Raw genomic sequence first — 26,926 nt, 5'->3', positions numbered from 1 at the left:
CGGGCCGCTCTCCGGCCATGTTTCGGCATTTTGGCGAGCCTTTTGCTCTCCGGGATTCATGCCTGCAGGGGCTGCCTAGGAGTTCGAATGAGCCTTTCACCCGTGAGTTCCGACAGTTCTCAAAGCCTCGGCAGCCTGCTCCTCCAGCAGCTGAACGCCGCCTCGTCGGGCACCACCCAGGGCCAGGACACCAGTGGACTCACGGGCGCCCTCGGGGATCTGCTGACGCTTTCGCCCACGGCCCAACAGCTCACGCAGGCTCCAAGCGCCGTCACCCAGGCCCTGTCGGATCTTCTGTCTGGGCAAAAAGACGTGTCTGGTGACCTCAGCCAATTGAAGGCCTTCTTCCAGAAACATCCCCAGAGCCTGGCCAGCGTGCTTGGCAGTCTGCAGGCGAACGCGACCTACGGCGCCCCGGGCGGGCAGACCTCCACCGCGGCCCTGCTGACCAGCCTGATGAACCACCAGAGCAACAACTCGAATCCGGCCTCGCTTCTGGCCCTGCTCAACGGGAACACGACCCAGGATTCCCTGTTCTCGCTGCTGGGGGATTCAGGCAGCGGGTCCGATGGCAGCGCCGTATCGCTTCTCGGCTGATCGCCAAGCCAGCGGCATCGGGTCCGCCCGGTCTGCGGCAGGGCCCTTTAAACGGAGCAGATCCGGCCGATACTTGAAGCAGAGGTGGCTTCCATGACCGTTGGAGCTGCTGGTGCTCTGGGCGTTCCCAACACGTGGACGATGTGGCAACCCTACGCGCAGACCCCGGGCAACACTTCGGGGTCTGCCATTCTCCAGGCCTTTGCCTCGACCTACGCCGGCCTGACGAACCGGACCACGGGCCTCATGCAGGCCGATGGGCTTTCTGCGCTGGCGGGCAGTGGCGCCCTGCCGGACCTGATCGGAGGCATGTACTCGATCGCCAAAGCCAATGGGAGCAACCCTTCCACCTTGGCAGACCTCCAGGCTTCCGTGGCCACCATGGGCGGATGGGACACCACGGCCGCTTCCATCCTGTTCTCAGGTGATTCCTCCAACGCGAAACATGGGTGGTCTGCCGCCGCCCTGGGCATGAACACTGCTTTGGCCTTGGCTTCCTACGCCGATCGGCAACAGGGAATTCCGAATGGCACCGCCGCCGCGGCTGCGGCGGCCTCGGCCGGGGGTTCGCCTCAGACGGCCATCCAGTCGGGCCAGTCTGCGATGCTTCAAAGCATGCTGGACTTGTTGGGCTAGGGTCTTTGGTGGAGGCTCGCTCGAACAGGCCGGTGATCATTGACGAAACCCCGGCATGAACCGACTTTGGGACAGGTCTAGGACTGTTTTATGGCCATTGGCGCCACCCCCCTCATTCCGCTCTACCGGGTTCAGCCGATCCCGGATGCCCGTCTGCAGCGGTTCGGCGTGAACAACGCCCAGCTGTTCGGGAAGCCCATGGTGGAATTCACGGCCGCGGAGGCTCAGCCCAGCCAGCCAGCGCCTGCCCGTCCGGCGGCCTCGCGCCTCCAGGATCTGCAGGACAGGAATCAGAACCCCGCCCTGGAACCCCGCGCCTTCCTGCCGGATGCAACCGCCCCGGCGACGGCGCCACGATCCAGCAACCCGGCCGGTCTGGGCACGGCCTCTGGTCCAGGGGCCCTGGTGGATCTGAAGGCCTGAGGGTCCAGGTTCGAGTTCAAGAACCCGTTGAGGCCACGGAGGGTGTCGCCCTGGCCAGGGCCAGCAGGTAGGTCCGCCCTTCCACCTCGTGTTCCCGGCATTCGAGGTGCCAGCCCTCGGCCAGCGCTTCCCGGCCGAAGAGCCGCAGGAGCTTGAGGCCGCCCCGCCCATCCGGGCCGAGTTCCACCTGATCCAGGCCCGTGGCGAAGCCGTGGCCGAGGGCCTTGAGGATCGCTTCCTTGGCCGTCCAGAGGCGGAGCAGGGCCTTCCATCGGGGTTCAGGCTGTCGATCGGCCCAGTCCCGTTCGGCGGGCAGGAAGGCCTTCGAGGCGGCCTGGAGGGCCTCGGAGGGGCGGAGCCGTTCCAGATCCACGCCGAGGCGGCCCCCTTCGGCCAGGGCGAGCACCTGCACGCCGAGGGCCCGGGAACGGCTGATGGTCAGGGGGCGGCCTTCGCCATCCATGGCCCGGGGCCGCCCCTGCGGATCCGGATTCAGCAGGATCACTTGATCGGCGAGTTCGGCGGGCAGCGCATGAGGTTGCGTGTCTGATTGGATGAAGACGTGGATCCCGCCCCCGGCGCCTTCGCGAGCCGCCGGCAGCGCCGGGGCGGGAGGCGTCGGACGGCTAGAGGGCCGCGCGGGTGAGCCTTCCCAGCGGGTGCCGGCCGGCAGCGACTCCCCCTTCATGAGCAGGGACAGGTCGCCCAGCACGGAGCCCGCCTCCATGCGCGATCCGTAGAGCACCACCGAATCCGTCCCCAGCGAACATCCCGGGCCGATCTCGATGCGGTCCATCTTCATCACGCGATCTTCGAAGAGGTGGGTCTGGACCGTGCAATCCGCGTTGAGCTGGGCCCCATCGCCGATCCTCACGAGGTCGAACTCCGTCAGCCAGGTGCTTTCCATGCACACCCGGCGCCCGATGTGCGAGCCCAGCAGCCGGAAGTAGATGGGGACGAAGGGCGTGCCCACCAGCAGGCGCAGCAGCCAGGAGTCCGCCAGGTTCTCATGGAGCCCGCTCACCAGTTCGGTGCGCCACACGAAGCTGCACCAGAGGGGCTTTTCGCTGGGGCGGTAGAAGCCGATCACCAGCCACTTCACGGCCACCACGAAGAAGCAGGCGAGCAGGCCGCCGAGGAAGTACAGGGCCGGCAGGGAGAGGGCCGCGACCTTCAGGGAGAAGGCCTCTTCAATCTCGGTCATGGCCGTGAGCAGCAGGCTGGTGATGACGACGAAACCCGTGACGGGGGCGATGACGCGGAACTGCTCGATGAAGGCGCGGAGCAGGATCATCCGGCGCGGCGGACGGAAGGTGGTTTCCTCGCCGAAGGCGGAGCTCTCCTGTCGGCGTGGCAGGTAGATGGCCGGGGACCCGAGCCAGGAGCTGTCCACGCGGGCGGCTTCGAGCGGATCGACGGGCGGCACCGACATCACGCCCACGAGCACGCTTTCGCCCAGCGTGGTGCCTGAGGGGATGAGGGCGCTGTTGCCCACGAAGGCGCGGCGCCCCACGCGCGTGGGCGCGAGGGTGACGCGACCCAGGTCCACCCGCGGCGGGCCGAAGGAGACGCAATCGGCGATGAAGCTCTCTTCGCCGATATCGAGCAGGTCGGGACATCCCGAACCCGCCGTGGACACCTCGGCCCAGGCGCCGAGCCGCGCGCCGAGGAGGCGGAACCAGGGCGCCAGGTAGAGGGTCGCGTAGAGCGGCGCGAGCAGGTCCAGACCCAGGCTCATGAGGCGATCCACGAACCACTTGCGCAGGATGAAGGGGCCCTGCCGGTCGTAGGTGCCGGGCCGCACGCGCCCCAGCAGCAGCCACTTGGCGGCCGCGATCTCCAGGGCCAGCAGCACGACGAAGGAGAGGCCCACGGCGGGCGCCACCACCAGGTAGGCGAAGTAGCCGGAGGTGTTCGCGTAGAGCTCGTTGATGAGGATCAGGCCCGGGAAGATGGCCGCGAGGAAGGCGACGGGGATGAGGAAGGCGCCCAGGGCCTGGGCCGCGGCATATCCCATACGCCGCAGGGGCGCGGGCCGGGGCAGATCCACCGACAGGCGCTGCTGGTCAGAATCGGTGGGCGGCAGGGGCTGGGCCGGAGATCCCGTCCAATGCTGGCCCGAGGCGATGCGCGCACCGGCCGGCAGAAGGCTCAGGTCCTCCAGCATGGCGCCGTCCTCCAGCACGGTTCCCGGGCAGAGGATGGAGCGGTTGCCGACGTAGCAGCGGCGCCCGATGTGGATGGGACCGATCTGGAGGAAGCCGTCCTCCAGCGTGTAGCCGCTCAGGCGCGCGTCCTGGCCGATGCTTGCATCGTCGCCGATCTCCACGAGGTCGAAGGCCGCCAGCGAGGTGGTGCCCAGGTGCACGTTCCGGCCCATGCGGGCGCCCATGAGGCGGTAGTAGAGAGGCAGCCAGGGCGATTCGACGAGGTAGTCCAGGGGCGTGGCGGCGACGATCCGCTGCACGAGCCACCAGCGCCAGTAGTAGAAGCCCCAGATGGGATGGCGGCCCGGCCGCATGCGGCCCAGCAGCGCCCACTTGGCGAGGATGGACAGCCCGTACATCGCCGGGTAGACGAGGATCAGCGAGGCGAGGGCCGCCAGCATGCCGGTGCGCCGCGAGAAATCGTGATCCTGGCTCCAGCTGTAGACCAGGTAGGGGCTGAGCCACTGCAGGGCGTAGAAGCCGAGCAGCGGGTAGAGCGACAGGGCCTGGGCCAGGGCGCAGGCGCGGAACCGCCAGGGTGCGGCCTTCGGCGCGGGTTCTTGTGCGAGCGCGGGTGCGGCGCTGCGATGGGAGATCCGGGCCTCGCATTCGGCGGCGAGGGCGCGGAGGGTGGGGAAGGCGTAGACATCCGAGACGGCGAGCCCTTCGAAATCGGGCTCCCGCCGGAGTTCCGAGACCATGGCCGCCGCCAGGAGGGAGTGACCGCCCAGATCCTTGAAGAAGTTCTCGTCGAGACCCGGCGCGCGGCCCGAGAAGAGCCGGGTCCAGGTGGCCCTCAGGCGCTGCTGACAGGGCGTCAGATCCTCCGCGGGAGCCGCGATGGGCTCGCGGTGGCGGGGCGCGGGAAGCCGCTTGCGATCCAGTTTGCCGCTGGCGAGCGTGGGCAGGCTGTCCAGTGCCTCGACGGCGCTGGGAACCATGTAGCTGGGCAGGCGTTCCCTCAAGCCCCGCAGGAGGCCCTCCTCATCGAAGGAGGCGCCGGGGCTGGGCACCGCGTAGGCCACCAACCGCTCGGGGCCCGCCTCCTTCCAGAGTGTCACCGCGGCGGCCTGCACGGCGGGATCCAGGCGCAGCGAAGCTTCGATCTCCTCCAGCTCGATGCGGAAGCCCCGCAGTTTCACCTGCGTATCGATGCGGCCGAGGAATTCCAGATCGCCGTCGTCGTTGAAGCGGACGCGATCCCCCGTGCGGTAGAGCCGCTCGGTGAAGGGGCCGTCGGCGTAGGGATTCGGGATGAAGCGTTCCGCCGTCAACTCCGGGCGGCCCAGGTAGCCCTGGGACAGGCCGACGCCGGACAGGTGCAGCTCACCGGGCACGCCGATGGGGCAGAGGCGGCCGCGGGCATCCAGCACGTACACGCGGTCGTTGGGCACGGCCTTGCCGATGCTGACGGGGCGGTCGGGATGCAGGTCCGTCCAGGTGGAGATGACGGTGGCTTCCGTGGGGCCGTAGGTGTTCACCATGCGCAGGTCGGGCCGCCACCAGCGTGCGACCAGATCCGGCGGGCAGGCCTCGCCGCCGAGGATGAGCAGGCGCAGGGTCGGAACGGGGTCGTTCAGGAGGCCGAGGAGGGTGGGCACGGTGGACCAGACGGTGATGCCCAACTCGCCCAGCCGCCTGCCCAGGTCCGGCCCGGACTGCATCAGGGCCTTGGTGCCCACCACCAGGCAGGCCCCATTGGCCCAGGCCAGCCACAGCTCCTCCACGGAGGCGTCGAAGGCCAGAGAGAATCCCTGGAACACGCGATCCCCGGGCGTGACGGCGAAGAGGCGCTGCTCGGCGCGCACGAGGGTGCAGGCCGAGCGGTGCGTGATGGGCACGCCCTTGGGCGTGCCCGTGGAACCCGACGTGAAGATGACGTAGGCGAGATCGTCGGGACTGGGGCCATCTGGACTGGGGTCGACGGGCAGAAGGGTGACGCGTGCCTCCTCGACGTCCACGGCCTGGTCGAGGCGCGGGCAGGGCAGATCGAGGCTGGCGCCCTGGGAACGTGGCGTCAGCAGCAGGTCCATGCGGCATTCCACGACCACCTGGCGCAGGCGGGCCGGCGGCAGGTCCGGGTCCAGGGGCACGTAGGCGGCGCCCGCCTTCAGGATGCCGAGCAGGGCCGCGTGGGCGCCGCCACCGCGGGGGAACCAGTGCCCGACGAGCGACCCGCGGCCTAGACCCAAGGCTTGAAGCTGGCGGCCGATCCGCTCGGCTTCGGCTTCCAGCTCCGCATAGGTTTGCGTGCGGCCATCCACCTCGAGGGCCGCAAGGTCGGGGCGGAGGCGCGCCGTTTCCTCGAAGATCCGGGGCAGGGTCTCTGCGCGTGTGAGGCCGGGATCGTGGGCCGGTCCTGAAAAGGCCCCCAGAAGCAGGGCCCGCTCTTCGGAATCCAGCATGGACAAGTCTTCGCAGGGAGTCTCGGGTGACTGGGTGAGAGCCTCGAAGAGGCGCTGGACGTGGCGGGAGATCCAGAGGCTGGATCCCGGAGTGAGGCTCCGTTCGGCGCGGAGATCCGAGATATCGAGGCGCCCCGATAGCACCGCTCCGCCCGATGCGGCCCAGCCTCGGATCTCGAAATTTAGGGTTGCCGGGTCTAGGCTTTCGCCGAGGATCTGCGCGAGTTCCGCGGCGGATCCGAAGGTTGAAGGGTCGATCGAAATGTGTCGAACCTGGCCTCCAGCCTGCGTTTCAAGCTGAAGGTCGTCCTCTCCCAGGTGCGCCTGCGCAGCCAACGCGAAGGCGGCCAGGGCCGCCCAAGTGGGCCGTAGGTGAAGGGAATGGGGTGAGGGCATGGCGCTTCCGGAATCCAGCATGATCGTAGGACATGAGATCCCCTAGGGATTCAGCCGGTGGAGCGCCCTGTGTGGATAGACCCATCCTGACGCCACCACGGACTCCGAAGCCAGGCCGAAGGTTGAAGCCTGGTGCGTGTTTGGCGCGGGCTAGCGGCTGAAAAAGGGATCCAGGATCACCGCGGCAGTGAGCACGAGGGCGAACAGGTTGATGTTCATGAAGACGCGCCGGTAGAGCGGGGCATCCTGGCCGGGCTTCAACAGGGGCAGGGAGCCGAGGATGAGCCAGACGGCACCGAGGCCGAGCATGATCTCCGCGGGCTTCGAGACCAGCACGTGGAAGAGCGGCAGCAGGCCGCACGCGGCCGCCGTGCCGCAGGTCCAGGTGAAGGTGAGGCGCGACAGGCGGGGACGGCCGAAGAGGCCCACCAGCGTGGGATAGCCGGCCTCCTCGTAGCCCTCGGCGTGGAGGCCCACCAGCAGCCAGAAGTGGGGCACCTGCCAGATGAAGAAGACGAAGGCGAGGGCGAGCACCGAAGGATCCGCCGCGTGTCCGCCAGCTGCCGTCCAGCCGATGGCAGGGGGCAGGGCGCCGATGAGCGATCCCGGCACGACGGCGAAGGCGCTCACGCGCTTGAGGGGTGTGTAGAAGCCGTTGTACCAGACGAGGGCCAAGGCTCCGAGCAGGGCCGACGTGAGGTTGTGGGCCAGCCACAGGACGAGGAAGCCGGAGACGGCCATCACGCCGGCGATGAGCGCAGCCTGGGCCGGGGAGAGGTCTCCCCGGGGGATGGGTCGGTTCGCCGTGCGGGGCATCTGGGCGTCGAACTTGTGCTCCTGCACCTCGTTGAAGGCGCTGCTGCCCATGGCCAGCAGGAGGATGCCGAGCAGCGTGGTGATCAACCCCGCGTTCGCACCCCGGAGGTAGGCGATGTAGCCCGCCGCCGCCGTGAAGGTGGAGGCGCCTGATATCCGAAGCTTGGTCAGCTCGAGAAAGGTCGAGACTGGATGGGATTTCGGGGCAGAGAGGGCGGCCACGCTCAAATCATGACTCCTGTTGAAGCAATCGCCCAGCGAGGCTGGGCGATTGTGCGGGATGGGGTGCGTCTGGTCCCCCGGAGTTCTAAAGCCAGAGCTCAGCTTGGCTGGGCGATGGCGCGAGGGTCCGGGGGTGCAGGGCGCAGCCCGGTCCCCCGGAGATCATAGGCTCTTGATGTAGTTCACGACCTCGTTCAGTTCCTGCTCGGTGAGCGGGGTCTGGGGCATGGCGGGCGGATAGCCGCGCACCACCTGGTCGGCGGGGTTCGTGATGGCGTGGCGCAGGTAGGCGTCATCGACCCGGACGATCTTCATGGCGCCGGCCTGGAGGATCTGCTCCTCGCGGCCGTAGAGGGCCTTGAGGGTGGGGCCGACCTTGGGCTTGCCATCCACGGAGTGGCAGGCGAGGCAGCCCTTGCTGGTCAGCACGGCGAGGCCCTTCGGCAGGTCCTTGAGGTCGGGGTGCGCCTCGGCGGCGCGGAAGGCCTTGCCGGGCTCGGGGGCGTCTTCGCCGCCGAAGTACCAGGCCTTGAACTCATCCTCGGGCACCACGATGATCTTGCTCAGCATGAGGCTGTGGTCCACGCCGCAGATGACGGTGCATTCCACATCGTAGGATCCGACCTTGGTGGCCTGGAACCAGGTGGTGTTGGTACGGCTGGGCACGGCGTCGATCTTGATGCGGAAGGAGGGCACGAAGAAGCCGTGCACCACGTCCGAGCTGCGGACCTCCATCTTCATGGGCTTGCCCAGGGGCGCGAAGAGCACCTTGCTCTGCTTGCCGTTGGGGTATTCGAAGGACCAGTTCCACTGGCGGGCGGTGACCTTGATGGCCATGGCGTCGCGGGGGGCCTGGCGCATGTACTCGTAGTTGGTCCAGCCGTAGTAGAAGATCGACAGGAACAGCACGAGGGGGATGGTGGTCCACACGATCTCCAGGCCCACGTGGCCCTCGATCTGCGCAGCGACGGGGTGGCGCTTCTTGCTGTAGCGCACGACGAAGTAGATCATCAGCGCCGTGATGAAGATCAGGAAGGCCACCGACAGCCCGAACACGTAGAAGAAGACCGCGTCGGACTTCTGGGCCGAAATGGCGGCTTGGTTCATCCAATCCATGGGAGCCTCAGCGGAAAGCGACGTCAGAGAACAGCAGGGCGAAGAAGATCAGCAGCGTGCCCAGGGTCACGAGCACGACGACCTTGAACAGGGGCCCCTCGTACCGCAGGTGCATGAAGTAGTAGAAGACCAAGCCGGCCTTCAGGGGGGTCAGCGTGAGCAGGCCCCACACGGCGTAAGTCTGGCCCAGGTGGCTGGCGCCCACGAGGCAGCCCGTGAGGATCAGCAAGGCGACCCACACCCTGATGAAGGTGCCGTAGCCCGGGTGCTCGTCATGATGTTCGCCCTGGTTGTCGGCGGAATGTTCGACGTATTCGCTCATGGGAAGTCCTTACGCGGCCAGGTAGAACAGCGGGAGGAGGAAGATCCAGATCACGTCCACCAGGTGCCAGTAGAGGCCGCCGTTCTCCAGGTGGATGTAGCGGTCCTGGCGGATGCGATCGGTCGCCACCCACCAGAGCATGACGCCCAGCACCGACAGTCCGGCGATGACGTGCAGCCCATGCAGGCCGGTCATGGTGAAGTAGAGGCCGAAGAAGACCTGCTCGCCCGGGGGCAGCGTGGCCAGGTGGGCCGAATTCGGGTAGAGGCCGTGGTGGAACTTGGCGGCCCATTCGAAGGACTTGATCACGAGGAAGGTGACGCCGAGGACGAGCGTGCTGCTCAGGAAAGCCATGGCCAGCTTCTTCTGGGCGCGCTGGATGGCCACGATGGCGAGCACCACTGTGAGGCTGCTGGTGAGGAGCACCAGCGTGTTGATCACGCCCAGCGTGGCGTTGAGCTCGGAACCGCCGTGGTGGAATTCCGCGGGGTATTTGAAGCGCATGTAGGAGTAGCCGATGAAGAGGCCCCCGAAGAGCACCATCTCCGTCACCAGGAACAGCCACATGCCCAGGCGCGAACCGAAATCGTCGCGGTGAACGTGCCCGCTCATTTCGCCTCCTTCTGCTCGAAGTGGTAGGGGCCGTGCGTCACGGTGGGGATCTCTTCGAAGTTCTCAAGCGGGGGTGGGCTGGGGATGGTCCATTCCAGGGTCACGCCGCCCCAGGGATTGTCCTCGGCCTTCTTGCCCTTGAAGATCGCGTAGAGCAGGGTGCCGAAGAACATCAGCAGGCCCAGGACGAGGAACCAGCTGCCCACGGTGGCCACCACGTGCATGGTGTGGAACTGGGGCAGGTGGACGTAGTAGCGGCGGGGCATGCCCATCACGCCGAGGATCATCATGCCGAAGTAGAGCATGTTGAAGCCGATGAACATGGGGAACCAGGCGGCGTAGATCATCTTCTTGGAGTACATCTTTCCCCACATCTTGGGGAACCAGTAGAGCAGCGCCGCGAAGAGCGCCATGCCCGTGCCGCCGAACATCACGTAGTGGAAGTGGCCCACGATGAAGTAGGTGTCGTGGATGTGCACGTTCACGGCCAGGGCGCCCTGCATCACGCCCGTGAGGCCGCCGATGCAGAACAGGAAGATGAAGGTCAGCGCGAAGAGGAGAGGTGGCTGGAAGTCGATGCTGCCTTTGTAGAGCGTGCTCACCCAGTTGAAGACTTTGATGGCGCTGGGCACGGCCACGACCATCGTCAGGAGCGAGAAGACCATCTGGGCGACGTTGCTCATGCCCGAGGTGAACATGTGGTGGGCCCACACGAGGCTGCCCACGGCCGCGATGGACATGGAGCTGAAGGCGATCGCCTTGTAGCCGAAGACGGGGCGCTTGGCGAAGGTGGGGATGATCTCGGTGATGGCGCCCATGGCCGGCAGGATCATGATGTAGACGGCCGGGTGGGAATAGATCCAGAAGAGGTGCTGGTAGAGCAGCGGATCGCCGCCCTTGGCGGGATCGAAGATGCCGATGCCGAAGAAGCGCTCGAGGATCACGAGCACCAGCGTGATGGCGACGATGGGGGTGGCCAGCAACTGGATCCAGGCCGTGGAGTAGAGGGCCCAGCACATCAGCGGCATGCGGAACCACTTCATGCCCGGCGCCCGCAGGCGGTGGATGGTCGTGATGAAGTTGATGCCCGTGAGCATGGACGAGAAGCCCAGCACGAAGGCGGCGAAGACGGCGAGGCTCACGTTGGTGCCGGTCTTCAGGCTGAAGGGCGCGTAGAAGGTCCAGCCCGTGTCCGGCGCGCCGCCGCCCGTGAAGAGCGAGAGCACGGCGAGGATGGCGCCGACGATGAAGAAATACCAGGAGGCCAGGTTCAGGCGCGGGAAGGACACGTCCTTCGCGCCGATCAGGATGGGCAGGAAGAAGTTCCCGAAGATGGCGGGCAGGCCCGGCACCACGAACAGGAAGATCATGATCACGCCGTGGACCGTGAACAGGGCGTTGTAGGTCTGCGCGGTGATCAGCTTCTGGAAGGTGGTGAGCTGGACGAGGCGCATGACGAAGCCGATGCCCACACCCACGAAGAAGAACGTGACCATCGAGTACAGGTACAGCAGCCCGATGCGCTTGTGGTCTGTGGTGGTCAGCCAGGCCATCAGGCCCTTGCGCTCCCCGGTATCCACCAGGTAGCTCGGCTGCGCCGTGGAAGCATGCGTGCTCATTGGCCCTCCTCAGACTTGGTCTGGCGTCCCCGGCGGACGAGGAAGAACACGAAGACGAGCGCCGCCAGGATGATGAAGGTGGCGCCGAGGCTGGTGGTGTTCAGGACGTACTTACGTCCGGCGGGGTCATAGCTGAAACAGAACTTCAGGAACTTGTTGATGGTGGGCTGGGCCTCGCCGCGGGCGGCTTCCTGGGCGGCCAGCTGCAGGTCCGCGGGCAGGTAGGTGACGCCGTACATGTAGCGCGTGATCTGGCCCTTGGGGCTGATGAAGATGATGGCGGCGGCGTGGACGAAGTCGTCGTTCACGCGCTTGAACTTGAAACCCACCGCATCCGCCAGGGCCTTGGTGGTGGCGCCGGGTCCCGTGAGGAACCGCCAGGCGGCGGGCGGGAAGGGGCGGGTGATTTCGCCGAGGTAGTTGATGCGCTTCTGGGAGGCGACCTCGGGCTCGTCACGCTCGTCGAAGCTCACGGTGATTACCTGGAAGTCCTTCCCGGGCTCGGCCTTGGTGCGGTTCAGCACCTCGGCCACGCCGCTGAGCTGGGGCGTGCAGATGCCCGCGCAGCGGAAGTAGTTCAGGGTGAGGATGGTGGGTTTGTCGATGAGCTGGCGCAACGTGACGGGCTTGCCGTCCTCGGCCTTCAGCTCCAGGTCGAGCGGGATGGTGGCACCGAGCTTCTCGTTGATGCCCACTTCCTCAGGCGTGAACGAAGGCGTGGCTGCGGGTGCTGGCGTAGGTGTGGGCGTAGAAGCCGGCGCCTGGGCCCTCAGCCCGGCGGGCAGGCCCAGAAGGGCCGCGAAGCTGGCGGAAAGGAGGGCGCGACGGAGCGTGAGCGTGGTCATGGGAGCTCAGCGGAGGGTCGTGGCGGTTGGCTGGGGATGGGCTTCCGCGTACTCGCGGCAGAGCACCGTCACCGCGCGGCTCACGGGGATGCGGTTGGGAATGACTTCCCCGGCGCTGGCGAAGAGCTTCTCCAGGTTGGCGAGGGCCTTGGGATCGCTGGCGCCGTGATCGAAGGCGCCGAGCGACTGCACCACGTGGGCCAGGGCCATGCGGTCCTTCTTGGGCAGGTAGTTGTAGGACACCATCGAACTGCCCTTGATGCCCTCGTCGAGCGTCTTGTAGATGTCTTCGAGCTTCGTTCCGTTCTTCCACCCGGCATTGGCGGTGAAGTTGCGGGGGTGCGGGGTGAGCCCCTTGCCGGCGGCGCCGTCGCCTAGGCCTTCGGGGCCGTGGCAGGTGGCGCAGTTCTGGGCGAAGAGGGCCTTGCCGCGGGCCATGAGCGCCGGGTTGGGCGTCATCACGGTCTTGGGATCGATGGGCGGGATGACCTCCTTGGCCATGACCGGGTATTCCGTGGGATCCAGCCAGCCGGTCTCGCCCTGCACGGCCTGCACCTGGGATTCGCCCGTGGTGTAGGCCTGGTAGCGTAGGCCGGGCACGACGGTGAAGCCGAAGAAGGCCGCGATGCTGATGAAGCCGAGCACCACGAGCAGGGCCGAGATGAGGCGCTTGAGCTCTTCGTGGGAGAGGTAGTCGTTAATCTTCATAGCCGGAACTCCAGACCCTCGCGGAGGAAGGGATCGCCGACGGGCATGTCCTCACCCTTCTGCATGGCGCCGCGGATCCAGAGGAGGATGCCGCCGATGAAGAAGAGGGCGAAGCTGAGCTCGGGCCAGGAGAAGTGGGGCTTGGTGCCGAGCACGGGGAAGATGAGCCAGTACATGTCCAGCACGTGGGCGCCGAGCATGAGGAAGGCGACACGGCGCAGGCGCTTCGGATCCTTCTTGGCATCGCGGGTGACGAGGGCGAAGAAGGGGATGACGAAGTGCAGGGTGGCCAGGCAAATGGTGATGGCGCGCCAGGAACCGGCGAGGCGGACCTTGTAGTAGATGACTTCGTCGGGCAGGTTGGCGTACCACATCAGCATGTACTGGGCGAAGCCGATGTAGGACCAGAACACGGTGAAGGCGAAGAGGAAGCCGCCCAGGTTGTAGAGGTGGTCGCCGCGGACGCCCTCGAGGCGGTTCTGATCCTGCAGGTAGAGGACGCAGAGCGCCGTGGCCGCCAGGCCGCTGAGGAAGGCGCCGGCAAAGACGTAGACGCCGAAGATGTCGCTGTACCACTCGGGCGTGAGGCCGGAGATCCAGTCGAAGGCGATCAGGGTGATCACCAGGGCGAAGATCGCCATGAAGGCCGGGGCGAACTTGCGGGCGCGGAAGTTGAAGGCGGGATCCTTGGTGGCGTCCTGCTTCAGCGAGCCGCCCACGAGCACCGCCAGGCCGAGCATGCAAAGGGCGAAGGCGACGAGGGTGCGCACGGAGAAGAAGGGGATGCTGAGCCAGAAGGCCTTGCCCGCGAGGATCGGGTGGTGGGCCGCCTCGGGCCGGGTGCCCGGGTAGAGCACGGGCAGGGCGCCCAGGGCGATGAGACCCACGGGGACGGCGGGCAGCAGGAGGGTGGCCAGGCGCTCGGGGATGCGGCGCACGGGCACGCTCCACTTGGCGCTGACGAGGTGCTCCAGGGCCACGATGAAGAGCGATCCGAGGCCCAGGGTGAAGAGAAGGACGAACCAGAGCACCCAGTTCGCCCAGAAGCGCTCGTGTCCGGCGGCGACGTAGCTGCCGAGGACGCCGAGGGCGCCGAGCGCCGTGGCGCCCCAGATCAGGGGAGAAGCGTTCTTGTTCTGGCTCATGGTGCGACCACCTTCAGGTCCTCGTCCTTGGCGTTCTGGGCGCGCTGGAGGGCGCGCACGTAGTGCACCACGGCCCAGCGCTCGTTCTCAGACAGGTAGGGGGCGTGGGAGGGCATGGCGTTCTTCCCGTTGACGATGGCCCAGTAGATCTTGCCATCGGGGTATTCGCGGAACATCTGCGACTGGAGGTTCGCGGGCTTGCCGCCGTAGGCCGCCGTGAGGCTGCCGACGCCGTTGCCGAGGGAACCGTGGCAGACTTCGCAGCGGTTCACGTAGACCTTGCGGCCTTCGGCGAAGACCTCCTTGGTGCGGGGCAGGGGATTGACGAGCGAGGCCGCCTCCTCCTGGGTGCCCGTGGCCGTGGGCAGGAAGCCGCGGGCCACCGTGCCGGCGACGGGCTGCTGCATGCCGTGACCGTCCTTGAAGAAAGTGGAGGCCTTCTGGGCGTTCAGGCGGGGCTGGTCCTGCATGTATTTCATGGGCGCCAGCAGGGGGAACCACTTGGTGAGGAAGAACATCGCCAGGCCGGCGACGACGCAGGCCGTGAAGATGCCGCCGAGGGCGCGCAGGATGAAGTTGCTGGTGAGGAAGGGGCTGCGGTCCGGAGCCGGCAGGATCTCGACCTCGATGGCGCCCGCGTCCTTCAGGGTCTGGGCGGCGGCGGCGCTGTCGAAACTCTCGTCCTCGGCCTCGATGGCGAGGGCGTAGCGATCGCGGGTGATGCCCGTGATCGACTTGGAGGACAGCACCGGGTGGCCGAAGAAGGGCAGCTTGTTCAGGAGGAACAGCATGCCGAGCCCGGCAGTGAAGGTGGCGAAGAGCACCGTCACTTCGAACATGATGGGAATGAAGGCTTCCCACGAGTTGGCGGCCTTGCCGCCGGTGATGATCGGGTAGTCGATGGCGCTGATCCAGTACTGGAACCCGAAGGCGGTGATCGCGCCCAGGATGCCCATGACCAGCACCATGCCGCCCAGGGGCGACTTGCGGTGGCCCAGCGCGTCATCGATGCCGTGGATGGGGTAGGGCGTGTAGGCTTCGACTTCGCCGAGCTTGGCGGCCCGGGCCTTGGGGATGGCCTTCATCAGGGCGTCAGGCGTCTCGAAGATGCCCAGAACGGAGTAGGAGGTCTCAGGCATGGTGCTCGTCTCCATGGTGAGAAGGCTGCGCGTCCGGCAGGATGGCCTTCACCTCGGTGGTGGCGATGACCGGCAGCACGCGGGCGAAGAGCAGCACCAGGGTGAAGAAGATCCCGAAGGTGCCCAGGAGGACGCCGAAGTCGACCATGGTGGGCTTGTAGATGCGCCAGGCGGAGGGCAGGAAGTCCTGGTGCAGCGAGATCACGATGATCACGAAGCGCTCGAACCACATGCCGATGGTCACGCCCACGGCCACGAGGATCATCCAGAAGTAGCTGGCCCGGGCCTTCTTGAACCAGAGGATCTGGGGGATGAGGATGTTGCAGCTGATGGTGACCCAGCCGGCCCATCCGTAGGTGCCGGTGACGATGTTCATGAAGCCGTGGTGGAGGAACTCGTTCATCGAGTACCAGGCCGTGAAGCCTTCCATCATGTAGCTGTAGCCCATGATGCAGCTCATGGAGAGGATGACCTTGTTCATCACGTCCAGGTGGCGCATGGTGATGAGGTTCTTCAGCTCCATGGTCTCGCGCACGACCACCAGCACCATCACCACCATGGCGAAGCCGGCGAAGATGGCGCCCGCCACGAAGTAGGGCGGGAAGATGGTCATGTGCCAGCCGGGCACGACGGAGGTGGCGAAGTCGAAGCTCACCACCGAGTGCACGGAGAGCACCAGGCCGGTGGCCAGGCCCGCCAGCAGCAGGTAGGCCTTCTCGTAGTGCTGCCAGTGGGTGGCGGCGCCGCGCCAGCCCACGGCCAGGATGGTGTAGATGACCTTGCGGAGCTTGCTGGTCGTCCGGTCGCGCATGGAGGCGATGTCGGGGATCAGGCCCAGGTACCAGAACATCAGGGACACGGAGAAGTAGGTGTTCACCGCGAAGACGTCCCAGAGCAGCGGGGACCGGAAGTTGGTCCAGAGGGCGCGCTGGTTCGGGTAGGGGAAGAGCCAGTAGGCCAGCCAGGGACGACCCACGTGGATGAGCGGGAAGATCACGGCGCAGATCACCGCGAAGATCGTCATCGCCTCGGCGAAGCGCGCGATGGCGTTGCGCCAGCGCTTGCGGAAGAGGAAGAGGATGGCGGAGATCAGCGTGCCGGCGTGGCCGATGCCCACCCAGAACACGAAGTTGATGATGTCGAAGGCCCAGAACACCGGGCTGCTGTTGCCCCAGGCGCCGATGCCTGTGATGAAGGTGTAGCCGATGGAGATGACCCCGATGAGGGCCGCGGTCAGGGTGATGGCCAGGGCGAAGTACCACTGCTTGGGCGGCTTGGTCTCGGGGAAGGCCAGCACCTGATCATCGAGGCTGCCGGGGGTGACCCGGCCCACGGTGAGCGCAGGTTCCAGCAGGCCCTCCGGGATGTCGCCGGCGGACGTGGCGGCATCAAGCTTCATGCCGCACCTCCTGTGCGGCACCCTGGGGGGCCGCGCTACGCACGGTGGCACTTCGCTCCTGCTTCGTGCTCATGGTTATTCTCCTGCCGCAGGGTTTTTGAGATCAGCGAGGTAGGTGATGGCGGGCTTGGCGCCCAGCTCTTCCAGCACGCGGTAGGCGCGGCTGGCGGTCACCAGCTGGGAGACCTTGCTCTTGGGATCCTTCAGATCGCCGAAGACGATGGCGTCCGAGGGGCAGCCGGCCATGCAGGCCGTGGTGATCTCGCCGTCGAGGATGGCGCGGCCATCGCCCTTGGCGCGGATCTTCACGTCATTGATGCGCTGCACGCAGAAGGAGCACTTCTCCATGACGCCGCGGGGACGGACCGTGACCTCGGGGTTGTTCGCGAGGGTCTCGGGCTCGGTCTTGTAGGCGGTGTATTCGAGGAAGTTGAAGCGGCGCACCTTGTAGGGGCAGTTGTTTCCGCAGTAGCGGGTGCCCACGCAGCGGTTGTAGGCCATCTGGTTCAGGCCTTCGGGGCTGTGGTTGGTGGCGTTGACCGGGCACACGTTTTCGCAGGGCGCGTTGTCGCAGTGCTGGCAGAGCATGGGCTGGTGGACCACCTTGGGGTTCTCCAGCTCGCCCTCGTAGTAGCGGTCGATGCGGATCCAGTGCATCTCGCGGCCGCGGGCCACCTGCTCGGGACCCACCACCGGCACGTTGTTCTCGGACTGGCAGGCGACCACGCAGGCCGAGCAGCCCGTGCAGGCTGCCAGATCGATGACCATGCCCCACTTGTGGTCGGGGAACTTCTGGTCCTCGTAGAGGCTCACGATCTCGGGGGCATGATGATGGCCCTGGGGGTGATGCTCGAACTCGTCCATGGTGAGGGAGCGGACGATGTCGCGGCCTTCCATGCGGTGGTGGCTCTGGGTGCGGGAGAGCTCCTTCTTACCGCCGGCCTTGGCCAGCTTCGCGCCCTTGCGCACGTGGGCGCTGGCGGGATCGAGGCCGAGCAGGGGGAAGGCGTCGACGCCCACGCCCTTGGCCACGCCGCCTGTGGTGCGGCCGTAACCCAGCGCCAGGGCGATGACGCCCTTGGCCTGGCCGGGCTGGAGGATGGCGGGCAGGCGCAGGGTCGTGCCGTCCAGCGACAGGCTGACGTAGTCGCCTTCCTGGATGCCCATGGCCTGCGCGTCCTGCACGGAAACGGCCACGGGGTTGTCCCAGGTCATCTTGCTGATGGGATCGGGCGTCTCCTGCAGCCAGCTGTTGTTGGCGTGGCGGCCGTCGTGGGTGGCGAAGCCGGGGAAGAGCACCAGCTCCAGGCCCTGGGGCTTGGAATCGGCGGCCTTCTTCGCGGCGGCGGCCACGGACGCGCCCTTGAAGGCGGGCGAGGCGGCCTTGTCCTCGCCCTTCACGAGGCCGTCATGGAGGGCCTGCGCGAAGCTGGTGCCGAGGGGCAGGCTCTTCTGCCAGCGGGCCTGCAGGTAGGCGTGGTAGTTGTCGGCGGTGGCGGCACCCAGGGCCTTGGCGGCATCCAGGAGCACGTCCTCGCCCTGCTTGGTGTCGTAAAGCGTGCCGATGGTGGGCTGCTGCAGGACGGCGGCGCTCGCGGTGCTGAAGTCGCCCCAGCTTTCCAGCCAGTGGTTCTCGGGGAGGAGCAGCTGGCACTGGGCGGCGGTCTCGTCTTCGACCTGACCAATCCAGGCGCGGAAGGGCACCTTGGCCAGGGCTTCCTTCCAGGCCGAAGCCTTGGGGAAGGTGTAGGCGGGGTTCACGTCCCAGAAGATGGCGGCGGCGTAGCGGCCTTCGCCCATGCCCTTGGTGGCGGTTTCGAGATCCTTGACGGTGGCCAGGGGCTCGGCGGCGCGCACGGACACGGCCTCGGAACCCAGCATGGCGTTCAGCAGGTGGGCGGCCTGATGGGCCTCGGCGGGCATCTGGGCGCCGCAGAGCACCACGGCGTTGCGGCCGGCGTGCTGGAGATCCTTCACGAGGTTCGACCAGGCCTTGGCGGGGACTTCGCTCTGTGCCGGGATGGCGGAGAGATCCGTGCCCGCGGGTAGGGAGACGCCCTTGGCGGCCAGCTCCTTCGCCAGGGCGAAGGCCACGGCGGCCAGGCGGGAGGGCACCACAGGCACGCGCTGATCGGCGTTGGTGCCGGTCAGCGTGAGGGGGCCTTCCAGCACCCAGAGGCGGTTGATGTTGTCCTTGGCGCTCTTCAGGCGGCGCTGGGCGCCCCAGGCGCCGAGGGATTCCGGATCCTCGCCGCTGAGGAAATCGGCGCCGAGGGAGAGGATGACCTTGGCCTTGTCCAGGCGCGGCTGGACGTCGACGGACTGCCCGAAGCTGGCCTTGGCGGCCTCCTCGGCGCCATCACCGGCGACGGGCTCGTAGGCCAGGTGTTCCAGCGTGGGCAGGGCGGCCTTGAGATCCGCCAGCAGGGCCTTGCGCGAAGGTGAGACCACGGCGCCCGAGACGAGCAGCACGGCCTTGCCCGAGGCCTTGGCGGACTTCAGGGCGGCCTGGAGCTGGCCCTCGGCCTCGGTCCAGCCGAGGGTGCGACCGTTGGCCTTGGGGGCGCGCAGGCGATCGGGATCGTAGAGGCGCAGCACGTCGGCCAGGGTACGGGGGCTGGTCTTGCCCTTCACGCCGGGGTGCTCGTCGTTGCCCGTGATGTGGATGGGGCGGCCCTCGCGGGTCTTCACGAGCACGGGGTAGACGCGGCGGCCTTCGTTCGTGGCGCTGGCGTAGTAGTTGGCCACGCCGGGCGTCACTTCCACGGGGCGCTTGGTGTAGGGCACCACGGTGCCCTGGCCCTTGCGGTCGCAGGCGACGGTGGCCGCCACGGCCGCGGCGGCGCCAACGAGGCCGAAGAAGTCGCGGCGGGAGAAGCCGTCCTGGACGGGCAGGCCGTGGACGTCGTCGAAGGCGCCGGGGCCGGCGCTCGGCAGGAATTCGTGATGGGCGGCTTCCTGGGCGTCCAGCGTTTCGACGCGCTCTTCGAGCGTCCGCCAGAACTTCGGGGTTTCGAGGGGGCCGTGATCTGGGAGTCGTGTCTTCATCGGGTCATCCGCGGCGCTTGATGGCGTGTTCAGGGGGCTTGATGGAGATTCGAAGGGCGGCTGGCTCGGGCGGCGGGTCGCCCGGCGACTTGTCCGGCTGGAAGACCAGGCCCAGCGCGCGCTGCCCCAGGAGGAAGGGGCCCGCCAGAAGGGCGGTGGCGCGATCCACGATCGGTTGGCGGATCGGCTTGCGGGTCACATCGGCCATCGTCGGTGCTCCTAGCGATGGCAGGCGGAGCAATGCTCGGCGCCCTTGGTGATTTTCGAACCCGGCGGCAGCACGGCGTGGGGATCGCGGTGGCAGGCGAGGCAGTTGCCCATGCGCATGCCCATCTCGCGGGTGATGACCTTCATGGTCTGCACCTCGCCGTGGCAGCTCTGACAGGCGATGCCTGCGTTCACGTGGGGCCGGTGGTCGAAGAAGACGTGGTCGGGCAGGGTGTGCACGCGCTGCCAGGGCAGGGGCTCACCGGAGGCGGCGATCTGGGCCAGTTTCTGGATGGCCGGGCGCTCGGTCCGGGTGACCTTGTGGCAGCCCATGCAGAGGTCGGGGCTGGGGATGCCCGCCGAGCGGGACTTGGTCACCCCCGAGTGGCAGTACTGGCACTGCATGCGGAGGGTGCCGGCGTGCAACTCGTGGGAGAAGGGAATGGGCTGTTCGGGGGCGTAGCCTTTGGCGAAGCGGTCCGGTTGGGTGAACCAGCCTACGCTCAGGACGGTGGCGAGGATCGCCACGGCCGCGGCCGGCAGGACGAAGCGGAACGCTCGGTCAAATCGGTGCATGCACAACCCCTTGGGAAACCGCGGACCCCCGGGGAAGGCCGGGGACCTCAGGGAACGGTGGAACAGGTGCTCAGGGCGGGGAACCATAACCGTGGGTTATGGCCAAGGCATGAAGGTGGGGGTGAACCCTTATCGACATGCCCAACCGCAGGCTTAGGTTGGGGAGGGTGCTGGTCCGAAGGGCTCGGACACCATCCCTAGGCCGGGGCCTGCAGGCCCCATCGCGACAACGCGGCAAGTTGTGTCGCAGATCACGATGATAGAGCATGGGAACGCGAATGTTTACCTATTTTTCCCGAGGCGTTTCCAAGGAATTAAGAGGATTTTCGGGTGATCTATTTTGGGGCTCTTTTCGAGGACGATTTCCTCCAGGGAAACCGCCCGAATTGCCACGGGAAAGTCACGCGCCCCGTGGGAATCCCATCCAGGGCTTGAGCAGGCCCAGTACCCCGAAGAGGGCGCCCATTTTTTCCACGGGCAGGCCCATGACGGTGGAGAAGCTGCCCTCCACGTTCTCGATGAAGAGGGCTCCGATGCCCTGGATGGCATAGGCCCCGGCCTTGTCCATGGGCTCGCGGGTGGCGACGTACCAGCGGATCTGCGCCTCGGTCAGCGGGCGGAAGAAGACCTGGGCCGTGTCCACGAAGCTGTGGACGGTGTCGTTCTTCTGCAGGCAGAAGCCCGTGTGAACCTGGTGGGCCCGGCCCTGGATCAGGGTGAGCATGCGGACGGCGTCCTCCACGTCCACGGGCTTGTTCAGGGTGTGGTGGTCCACGGCCACGGTGGTGTCGGCGGCCATGACCCAGCGGCCCGGGTTGCGATGGGCGATGACCTCGGCCTTGAGTTCGGCCAGGCGGAGTACCAGGTCGGAGGGCTCCTCGTCGAGGAGGGGCGCCTCGTCCACGTCCGGGACCTGCAGTTCGAAGGGGATGCGCATGGCCTCGAGCCAGTGGCGCCGGCGGGGGCTGCCGCTGGCCAGGATGAGGGGCTGAAGGGCCATTTCGGAAAGGCCGGGTCGGGTGTCCGTCATCGAAGGCCTCGTGCCTGGAGGTCGGCGGTTTTCACGCGCATGTGGATGCTTTCCACTTCATGTCCGAACTGGAAACCGAAGCGGGGATAGAACTCGGAGGCGTCGCGGGTCTCCAGGACGAAGCGGTGCACGTCGCCGGTCCAGGGGTGGCGCAGGGCCCACTTCACCAGCTCGGAGGCGATGCCCTGGCCCATGAGGTCCTGGGCCACCACCACGTCGTAGAGCTTGGCTTCGTAGGCGTGATCCGACCAGAGGCGCGTGGCTCCCACCAAACGGCCGCCCTTGTGTCCCTCGGGAACGAGGCGGGCCGTGAGCATGCGGGAGCAGGCCAGGAGGCGCCGCCACTGTTCGATGGTGCGGTAGGCCGTCCAGTAGACCTCTTCGGCCTGGAAGAAGATCTGGAGTTCGCGGGGGTCCACGCTCCAGGTCTCGTCGAAGAAGGCCACGGTGCCGTGCGGTGTCGCCAGCGGCTCGGGTACGAGAAAATCACGATCCATCAGGGTTTCCGGGGTTGGGCCTTCCATCCTAGCAGGAGCAAAGCCGCTGTTAGGACGCTCATCAGGAAGGGCACCAGCCAGGCGGAACGGGCCGGTGTGTGGACCGGCCGCCACTGGAGATCGAGGGCGTAGGTGCCCTCGCTGAGGGGTTCGCCCCAGAGCTCGAAGCGGCCGTCCTCCCTAAATATCCCCGACTTTCCGCTGAGGGTGGCCCGCAGCAGGGGCACGCCCAGCTCGGGGGCCCGCAGGCGGATCTGGGCGGCGTGCAGGTCGGTGGCGATGCTCTGGTCGAACCAGCCGTCATTGGTGTGGTTGCTCAGCAGGTCGGCGTGGCCCAGCGCGAATCCGCGGCGGGTCCGCTCGGGCATGAGGGCCTCGCTGCAGAGCAGGGGATGGACACGGATGTCCCCCTGGGGCGTGGGCACGGCGAAGGCGCAGCCTTCCGACAAGGTTCCCGCCTCCTGGGAGGTGAAATCCATCTGCTTGTCCAGCCAGCGGCGAAAGGCCGGGGGCCCTGGATTGCGCTCGCCGAAGGGCATGGGGTCGACCTTGGCAAAGAGGAAGGTGGGCCGGCCCGCCGCCTCGCCGCGCACCAGGTTGAAGAGACCGCCTTCGGTGCCGTAGAGCCAGGCCACTCCGCGGGAGGCGGCCTCCGAAGCCAGGCGGGGATTAGGCTGACGGTCGTCCCGGCCCATCACCGAACTCTCGGGCCAGAGCAGCAGGGTCGCGCGCTCCTTCCGCGGCCAGCCCTGGGTCTTGAGCAGGGCATCGCTGCGCCGCCACATCTCGGTTTCCATGCCCGGCCACTGATGGCCCGCGGGGAAGTTGGGCTGGATCATGGCCACGTCGAGCCTACGGACGGGATCCCGGGGAAGGAGGTACCAGGCGCCTCCGGCCACCAGAAAGAAGCCGAGGGCGAGCCCCGGTCCCGCCAGGGCCCGGCGGGCGGAGCCGCCTTCGGCGAGGGTCGCGGCGGTCCAGGCGCCCGCGCCCCAGGCCAGGGCCGACAGGCCCGAGGCGCCGAGGAAGGCCGCCGAGCGCGCGGTCCAGGGCAGGGATCCGAAGGCGGCCCCCCAGGTCCAGGGATAGACATGAAAGCCCCAGGTTTCCCAGAGCAGCAGCAGCAGGGCTGCGGCGCAGGCCGCACCTGCCGCGCCGCTCCGGCGGAAGGCCCAGCGCGATCCCAGGGCCACCGCCCACAGGCCCGTGGCTTCCCACAGACCCAGGAGCACCGTGCCCACCAGGGCGAGGCCGAAGGGCAGGCCACCCTTGCTGGCGAGGGTCTGGGGCACCCACTGGTAGAGGAGGAGGAGGCCCAGCACCAGCGTGATCCACACCCAGAAGGCGTGGCGCCCCTTGAACAGCCCATCCAGCAGCAGCAGCGGAAAGATCAGCGCCATGGCGGGTTCGAGGCAGCCCCCCAGGGCGCCGGGAAAACGGAAGGCCAGCACGAACACGAAGGCCAGGAACAGGGCGCTCAGGAGGCTCAGCAGCCAACCGGATTTCAGCACATGGATCTCCGAGCTACTTCGTAGCATGCGATGCCCGCGGCCACGGCGGCGTTGAGGCTTTCCACGCCCTGGATGGGGATGGCTAGGCGCGAGACGCCTTCGGGAATCTCGACGCCCTGCCAGCCGTGGCCTTCGTTGCCCACGAGGAGGCGCAGGGGCCCGGAAAGGTCGGCCTCGGCCAGGGGCACGGCGCCGGGCCCGCCATCCAGGGCGTACCAGTGGCCCTTGTCGGGTTCCAGACGATCCATGCGCCGCAGGGGCATGAGGAAGGCGGCGCCCATGCTGCCGCGCAGGGCCTTGGGGTGGAAGGGATCGGTGCAGCCGGGCCCGAGAAGGGCCTCCTGGAATCCGAAGGCGGCGGCGCTGCGGAGGATGGCGCCCAGGTTGCCGGGATCCTGGATGCCCCAGGCGCCGATGACGCGGGCGGGCAGGGGGCCCGCGGGTTCAGGGCCCAGGTCCATCAGCAGGGCGTGCTCCGGGGGGCTGCCCGCATCGGCCAGCTCCCGCATGAGGGCCTCGCCCAGGATCTGGGTCTCCAGGCCCAGGCCCGCCTCCAGAGGGTGCGGATCGGTCTGTTCCAGACGCAGCCAGAGGGCCGGTTTCAGGCGCTTCCCGGCGGCGGTCTGCTGGACGGCCGCCCAGGCCTCGATGAGCTTGGGCCCCAGCAGAAGGGTGGCCTCCCGCCTGGTTCCGGTGGGGCGCAGCCTCGCCAGGAGGGCCCTGAAGCGAGGGTTGGCTTTGCTGGTCAAGAGAGATGGCATGGGGACCTGGATGGCGACAATGGTTTAGACTATCCGCTCCATCCTGTTCTCTCGTTTCCCTTTCGCGCCTTTTCAGGAGCACCGATGCAACCCTTTGTCCCATCCGACCAGAACCTGAGGGAATTCTCCCTCCGGGCGGTGCTCATCGGCCTGATCATGGCCGTGGTGCTCGGCTCCGCCAATGCCTACCTGGGATTGAAGGCCGGCATGACCATCGCCGCCACCTATCCGGCCGCGGTGATCGGCATGGCCCTCATCAAGCTGATGAAGGGCACCATCCTCGAAGAGAACATGGCCCGCACCGTGGGCAGCATCGGCGAGTCCGTGGCCGCCGGCGCCATCTTCACCGTGCCCGCCTTCGTCATCAGCGGCATCTGGCCCAAGTTTTTCACGGCCGGCAACTACATCACCAGCTCGCTCATCATGTTCACCGGCGGCGTGCTCGGCATCATGTTCGTGGCCCTCCTCCGCCGCGTGATGGTGGAAGACGCCGAACTGCCCTACCCCGAGAGCGTGGCCGCCGCCGAGATCCACAAGGCCGGCGCCCGGGGCGGCAGCGGCACCAAGTTCCTTTTCGGCGCCATGGGCATCGGCGCCGCCGTACAGGCGCTCGTGCAGCTTTCGCTGTTCGCCAGCGCCTGGGAGAAGTTCGTCTTCTTCAAGACCTCGGCCATCAACCTCGTGGGCACCTGGAAGGCCAAGGTCGCGGGCGGCATGCTGCTCAGCTCCCCCGGCATCAGCCCGGCCTACATGGGGGTGGGCTACATCATCGGGCCCAAGCTCGGCGCCCTGAACTTCTCCGGCGGCATCATCGCCTGGGGCCTGTTGGTGCCGATCATCACCTACTTCCTTGCCCCCGGCGTCCTGCCCGACGGCGCCCCCCAGGGTGACTGGATTGCGCTCTCCTACTCGGTGTGGAAGTTCATCGTCCGCCCCATCGCCATCGGCGGCATGCTCGTGGGCGCCGGCTTCACCCTCTTCAAGATGCGCAAGAGCCTCGTCGCGGGCCTGGCCCGTTCCGTCACCGACGTGAAGAAGGCCGCCACCGGTGAGCACGTGGTGGACCGTGTCAACAAGGACCTGCCCTTCACCTACGTCCTCGGCGGCATCGGCTTCGCCGCCGCCGTGACCTTCCTCATCACCTGGCAGATCTTCCACGTGAGCGGCCTCACGGCCTTCGTGGCCGCCCTCGTCATGGTCATCCTCGGATTCTTCTTCGCCGCCATCAGCGGCTACCTCGTCGGCATCATGGGATCCAGCAACAACCCAATCTCCGGCCTGACGCTGACCGCCCTGGTGCTCACCGCCCTCGTCATGGTGCTCCTCGGCGTGAAGGGCCGCGAAGGCGTCGCCGCCGTGCTCGGCGTGGCCGCCATCGTCTGCGTCTCCGCCGCCGTCGCCGGCGAAATGCTGCAGGACCTCAAGGCCGGCCACATCCTGGGCGGCACCCCATGGCGCATGGAAATGGGCGACCTGCTCGGCGTGGCCCTGGCCTCCATCGTGCTGTTCATCCCCCTCATGGTGCTGCACGAAGGCGACATCACCGCCCAGGGTACCAAGCGCATCGCCGAACTGACCGCCCAGCAGGTGCAGGTCGTGACCGCGCCCCCCGATGCCAATGGTGTGGTCAAGACCTACACCATCGATGAAGTGAAGAAGCTGCCCGCCGATCAAAAGAAGGCCGTGCTGTCCCTGGATGCCGGCTTCGGCTCCAAGCAGCTGGCGGCGCCCCAGGCGGGCCTGATGGCCCTGCTCAGCCGCGGCATCGTGGAAGGTAAGATGGCCTGGCCGCTCATCATCGTCGGCATGATGATGGGCTTCGCCTTCATCCTCATGCAGGTGAAGAGCCCCATGCTCGTCTCCGTGGGCATGTATCTGCCGCTGGAAACGACCTTCGCCATCTTCCTCGGCGGCCTCATCAAGGGCGTCGTGGAAATGACCGCTGCCAAGCGGGGTCTGAATGAAGCCCAGAAGGTGCGCGTGGAGAACAACGGCGTGCTGCTGGCCGCGGGGCTCATCGCCGGCGAGGCGCTCGTGGGCCTGCTCTTCGCGTCCTTCGCCTTCTTCGAGGTGAAGTACAAGCTCATCGCCAACCCCGGCATGTTCTGGATCAGCCTCCTCATCCTGGCCGGCATCGCCATCTATCTGGTAAAGGTGCCCCTGGCCAACGCCGGCGAGGCCGACGAGCCCGCGCCGCCCAGCGCCAATTTCTAATGTCCTCCGGGGGTTCCCCTTGCCAAGCATGCGTGGCGAGGGGAACCCCCGGACCCCCGCGCGAAGGCCCGGCCAAGCCGGGCCTTCGCTTTCTCCACACCCTCGGAATCCCGAACCATGACCGCTTTTCCCGATGAAGCCTTTCTCGCCGCCGTGCCCGTTCAGGCCCTTTCCCATGAACCGGGTGAAGGCGGCAACCTCATCCTGCTGCGCCCCAAGGTCCTCTCCAAGCGCTGGGCCTGGGTGCTGAGGCTGATGAAGAAGCCCGTCTACCGCGTGAGGCTCGACGCCCGTGGCACCGCCGTGTGGGAGGCCTGCGACGGCGTCCGAACCGTGGCCGAGGTGGCGGCCCTGGTCGCGGAGCGCTTCCCCGAGGAACCCGACACCACCCTGCGCACCGCCCTCTTCATCCGTGAATTGGCCCGGGGAAAGTTCCTGAATCTCTTCCAGAGGCCCGGGCTATCCTGAGGTCCGG

Annotated in this window: 23 protein-coding genes; 5 read left to right on the top strand and 18 right to left on the bottom strand. The window is 67.3% G+C overall.

Annotated features, from left to right (window positions below):
- Window positions 1-87: 87 nt before the first annotated feature.
- From QSJ34_RS07795 to QSJ34_RS07785, 3 genes are all read left to right on the top strand, one after another.
- Window positions 88-597, top strand: coding sequence for a hypothetical protein (locus QSJ34_RS07795; RefSeq protein WP_285573512.1), 510 nt, complete (start codon window positions 88-90; stop codon window positions 595-597).
- Window positions 598-690: 93 nt separating this feature from the next.
- Window positions 691-1,233 (top strand): hypothetical protein, encoded by a 543-nt coding sequence (locus tag QSJ34_RS07790; RefSeq protein WP_285573509.1) that lies wholly within the window; start codon window positions 691-693, stop codon window positions 1,231-1,233.
- A gap of 90 nt (window positions 1,234-1,323) precedes the next feature.
- On the top strand, window positions 1,324-1,656 hold the full coding sequence (locus tag QSJ34_RS07785) for a hypothetical protein (RefSeq protein ID WP_285573505.1): 333 nt from the start codon (window positions 1,324-1,326) through the stop codon (window positions 1,654-1,656).
- A gap of 16 nt (window positions 1,657-1,672) precedes the next feature.
- Here QSJ34_RS07785 and QSJ34_RS07780 read toward each other — a convergent pair whose 3' ends face one another.
- From QSJ34_RS07780 to QSJ34_RS07695, 18 genes are all read right to left on the bottom strand, one after another.
- Window positions 1,673-6,664 carry a Pls/PosA family non-ribosomal peptide synthetase gene (locus QSJ34_RS07780; RefSeq protein WP_285573500.1) on the bottom strand — a complete coding sequence of 1,664 codons (4,992 nt, stop codon included), beginning with the start codon at window positions 6,662-6,664 and terminating at the stop codon, window positions 1,673-1,675.
- A 150-nt stretch (window positions 6,665-6,814) separates the two neighbouring features.
- Entirely contained in the window at window positions 6,815-7,702 is an 888-nt protein-coding gene (locus QSJ34_RS07775; protein WP_285573498.1) for a protoheme IX farnesyltransferase, read from the bottom strand.
- A gap of 162 nt (window positions 7,703-7,864) precedes the next feature.
- Window positions 7,865-8,818 (bottom strand): cytochrome c oxidase subunit II, encoded by a 954-nt coding sequence (coxB, locus tag QSJ34_RS07770; RefSeq protein ID WP_285573495.1) that lies wholly within the window; start codon window positions 8,816-8,818, stop codon window positions 7,865-7,867.
- A gap of 7 nt (window positions 8,819-8,825) precedes the next feature.
- On the bottom strand, window positions 8,826-9,140 hold the full coding sequence (locus tag QSJ34_RS07765) for a cytochrome C oxidase subunit IV family protein (protein WP_285573491.1): 315 nt from the start codon (window positions 9,138-9,140) through the stop codon (window positions 8,826-8,828).
- Between the two features lie 9 nt (window positions 9,141-9,149).
- A complete protein-coding gene (locus QSJ34_RS07760; RefSeq protein WP_285573488.1) occupies window positions 9,150-9,752 on the bottom strand; it encodes a cytochrome c oxidase subunit 3 family protein in 603 nt (200 codons plus the stop codon).
- On the bottom strand, window positions 9,749-11,371 hold the full coding sequence (locus QSJ34_RS07755; RefSeq protein WP_285573484.1) for a cytochrome c oxidase subunit I: 1,623 nt from the start codon (window positions 11,369-11,371) through the stop codon (window positions 9,749-9,751). Before QSJ34_RS07755 ends, QSJ34_RS07760 begins: the two co-directional genes overlap by 4 nt.
- Entirely contained in the window at window positions 11,368-12,216 is an 849-nt protein-coding gene (locus tag QSJ34_RS07750) for an SCO family protein (protein WP_285573480.1), read from the bottom strand. Before QSJ34_RS07750 ends, QSJ34_RS07755 begins: the two co-directional genes overlap by 4 nt.
- Window positions 12,217-12,222: 6 nt before the next feature.
- Window positions 12,223-12,924: a c-type cytochrome gene (locus QSJ34_RS07745; RefSeq protein WP_285573477.1), complete on the bottom strand. Its 702-nt coding sequence runs from the start codon at window positions 12,922-12,924 to the stop codon at window positions 12,223-12,225.
- Window positions 12,921-14,069: a hypothetical protein gene (locus QSJ34_RS07740; RefSeq protein WP_285573474.1), complete on the bottom strand. Its 1,149-nt coding sequence runs from the start codon at window positions 14,067-14,069 to the stop codon at window positions 12,921-12,923. Before QSJ34_RS07740 ends, QSJ34_RS07745 begins: the two co-directional genes overlap by 4 nt.
- Complete coding sequence (locus QSJ34_RS07735) at window positions 14,066-15,208, bottom strand: quinol:electron acceptor oxidoreductase subunit ActD (RefSeq protein ID WP_285573470.1); 1,143 nt, start codon at window positions 15,206-15,208, stop codon at window positions 14,066-14,068. Before QSJ34_RS07735 ends, QSJ34_RS07740 begins: the two co-directional genes overlap by 4 nt.
- The gene (gene nrfD, locus QSJ34_RS07730; RefSeq protein ID WP_285573466.1) at window positions 15,201-16,607 is read right to left on the bottom strand and encodes an NrfD/PsrC family molybdoenzyme membrane anchor subunit; all 1,407 of its coding nucleotides are present in this window, start codon (window positions 16,605-16,607) and stop codon (window positions 15,201-15,203) included. Before nrfD ends, QSJ34_RS07735 begins: the two co-directional genes overlap by 8 nt.
- Window positions 16,608-16,682: 75 nt before the next feature.
- Entirely contained in the window at window positions 16,683-19,655 is a 2,973-nt protein-coding gene (locus tag QSJ34_RS07725; RefSeq protein ID WP_285573464.1) for a TAT-variant-translocated molybdopterin oxidoreductase, read from the bottom strand.
- 4 nt (window positions 19,656-19,659) lie between these two features.
- Window positions 19,660-19,863 (bottom strand): hypothetical protein, encoded by a 204-nt coding sequence (locus QSJ34_RS07720; protein WP_285573462.1) that lies wholly within the window; start codon window positions 19,861-19,863, stop codon window positions 19,660-19,662.
- Between the two features lie 11 nt (window positions 19,864-19,874).
- Window positions 19,875-20,438 carry a cytochrome c3 family protein gene (locus tag QSJ34_RS07715; RefSeq protein WP_285573460.1) on the bottom strand — a complete coding sequence of 188 codons (564 nt, stop codon included), beginning with the start codon at window positions 20,436-20,438 and terminating at the stop codon, window positions 19,875-19,877.
- A 400-nt stretch (window positions 20,439-20,838) separates the two neighbouring features.
- The gene (locus QSJ34_RS07710; protein WP_285573457.1) at window positions 20,839-21,468 is read right to left on the bottom strand and encodes a Maf family protein; all 630 of its coding nucleotides are present in this window, start codon (window positions 21,466-21,468) and stop codon (window positions 20,839-20,841) included.
- The gene (locus tag QSJ34_RS07705) at window positions 21,465-21,965 is read right to left on the bottom strand and encodes a GNAT family N-acetyltransferase (protein WP_285573454.1); all 501 of its coding nucleotides are present in this window, start codon (window positions 21,963-21,965) and stop codon (window positions 21,465-21,467) included. The genes QSJ34_RS07710 and QSJ34_RS07705 overlap by 4 nt, the downstream gene beginning before the upstream one ends.
- A complete protein-coding gene (lnt, locus tag QSJ34_RS07700) occupies window positions 21,965-23,476 on the bottom strand; it encodes an apolipoprotein N-acyltransferase (RefSeq protein WP_285573449.1) in 1,512 nt (503 codons plus the stop codon). The genes QSJ34_RS07705 and lnt overlap by 1 nt, the downstream gene beginning before the upstream one ends.
- Entirely contained in the window at window positions 23,470-24,237 is a 768-nt protein-coding gene (locus QSJ34_RS07695) for a TrmH family RNA methyltransferase (RefSeq protein WP_285573446.1), read from the bottom strand. The genes lnt and QSJ34_RS07695 overlap by 7 nt, the downstream gene beginning before the upstream one ends.
- A gap of 84 nt (window positions 24,238-24,321) precedes the next feature.
- Between QSJ34_RS07695 and QSJ34_RS07690 the strand changes: the two genes are divergently transcribed.
- Window positions 24,322-26,451, top strand: a complete 2,130-nt coding sequence (locus QSJ34_RS07690; RefSeq protein WP_285573443.1) for an OPT family oligopeptide transporter — start codon at window positions 24,322-24,324, stop codon at window positions 26,449-26,451.
- A 117-nt stretch (window positions 26,452-26,568) separates the two neighbouring features.
- Window positions 26,569-26,919: a PqqD family protein gene (locus tag QSJ34_RS07685; protein ID WP_285573440.1), complete on the top strand. Its 351-nt coding sequence runs from the start codon at window positions 26,569-26,571 to the stop codon at window positions 26,917-26,919.
- Window positions 26,920-26,926 lie beyond the last annotated feature (7 nt).

Origin of the sequence: Geothrix limicola (assembly GCF_030268085.1) — a bacterium.
In the GTDB taxonomy this organism is placed as follows: Bacteria; Acidobacteriota; Holophagae; order Holophagales; family Holophagaceae; genus Geothrix; species Geothrix limicola.
The sequence above is the reverse complement of the archived record's forward strand: the minus strand, read 5'-3'. Positions and strand labels throughout refer to the sequence as shown.

Coding starts and splice junctions, on each gene's coding strand:
- QSJ34_RS07740 (WP_285573474.1), bottom strand. CDS start 14,069: ATGAGCCAGAACAAGAACGCTTCTCCCCTGATCTGGGGCGCCACGGCG.
- QSJ34_RS07705 (WP_285573454.1), bottom strand. CDS start 21,965: ATGGATCGTGATTTTCTCGTACCCGAGCCGCTGGCGACACCGCACGGC.
- QSJ34_RS07745 (WP_285573477.1), bottom strand. CDS start 12,924: ATGAAGATTAACGACTACCTCTCCCACGAAGAGCTCAAGCGCCTCATC.
- QSJ34_RS07750 (WP_285573480.1), bottom strand. CDS start 12,216: ATGACCACGCTCACGCTCCGTCGCGCCCTCCTTTCCGCCAGCTTCGCG.
- QSJ34_RS07790 (WP_285573509.1), top strand. CDS start 691: ATGACCGTTGGAGCTGCTGGTGCTCTGGGCGTTCCCAACACGTGGACG.
- coxB (WP_285573495.1), bottom strand. CDS start 8,818: ATGGATTGGATGAACCAAGCCGCCATTTCGGCCCAGAAGTCCGACGCG.
- QSJ34_RS07720 (WP_285573462.1), bottom strand. CDS start 19,863: ATGGCCGATGTGACCCGCAAGCCGATCCGCCAACCGATCGTGGATCGC.
- QSJ34_RS07780 (WP_285573500.1), bottom strand. CDS start 6,664: ATGCCCTCACCCCATTCCCTTCACCTACGGCCCACTTGGGCGGCCCTG.
- QSJ34_RS07795 (WP_285573512.1), top strand. CDS start 88: ATGAGCCTTTCACCCGTGAGTTCCGACAGTTCTCAAAGCCTCGGCAGC.
- QSJ34_RS07715 (WP_285573460.1), bottom strand. CDS start 20,438: ATGCACCGATTTGACCGAGCGTTCCGCTTCGTCCTGCCGGCCGCGGCC.
- QSJ34_RS07690 (WP_285573443.1), top strand. CDS start 24,322: ATGCAACCCTTTGTCCCATCCGACCAGAACCTGAGGGAATTCTCCCTC.
- QSJ34_RS07755 (WP_285573484.1), bottom strand. CDS start 11,371: ATGAGCACGCATGCTTCCACGGCGCAGCCGAGCTACCTGGTGGATACC.
- QSJ34_RS07685 (WP_285573440.1), top strand. CDS start 26,569: ATGACCGCTTTTCCCGATGAAGCCTTTCTCGCCGCCGTGCCCGTTCAG.
- QSJ34_RS07785 (WP_285573505.1), top strand. CDS start 1,324: ATGGCCATTGGCGCCACCCCCCTCATTCCGCTCTACCGGGTTCAGCCG.
- QSJ34_RS07710 (WP_285573457.1), bottom strand. CDS start 21,468: ATGACGGACACCCGACCCGGCCTTTCCGAAATGGCCCTTCAGCCCCTC.
- QSJ34_RS07735 (WP_285573470.1), bottom strand. CDS start 15,208: ATGCCTGAGACCTCCTACTCCGTTCTGGGCATCTTCGAGACGCCTGAC.
- nrfD (WP_285573466.1), bottom strand. CDS start 16,607: ATGAAGCTTGATGCCGCCACGTCCGCCGGCGACATCCCGGAGGGCCTG.
- QSJ34_RS07760 (WP_285573488.1), bottom strand. CDS start 9,752: ATGAGCGGGCACGTTCACCGCGACGATTTCGGTTCGCGCCTGGGCATG.
- QSJ34_RS07725 (WP_285573464.1), bottom strand. CDS start 19,655: ATGAAGACACGACTCCCAGATCACGGCCCCCTCGAAACCCCGAAGTTC.
- QSJ34_RS07765 (WP_285573491.1), bottom strand. CDS start 9,140: ATGAGCGAATACGTCGAACATTCCGCCGACAACCAGGGCGAACATCAT.
- QSJ34_RS07695 (WP_285573446.1), bottom strand. CDS start 24,237: ATGCCATCTCTCTTGACCAGCAAAGCCAACCCTCGCTTCAGGGCCCTC.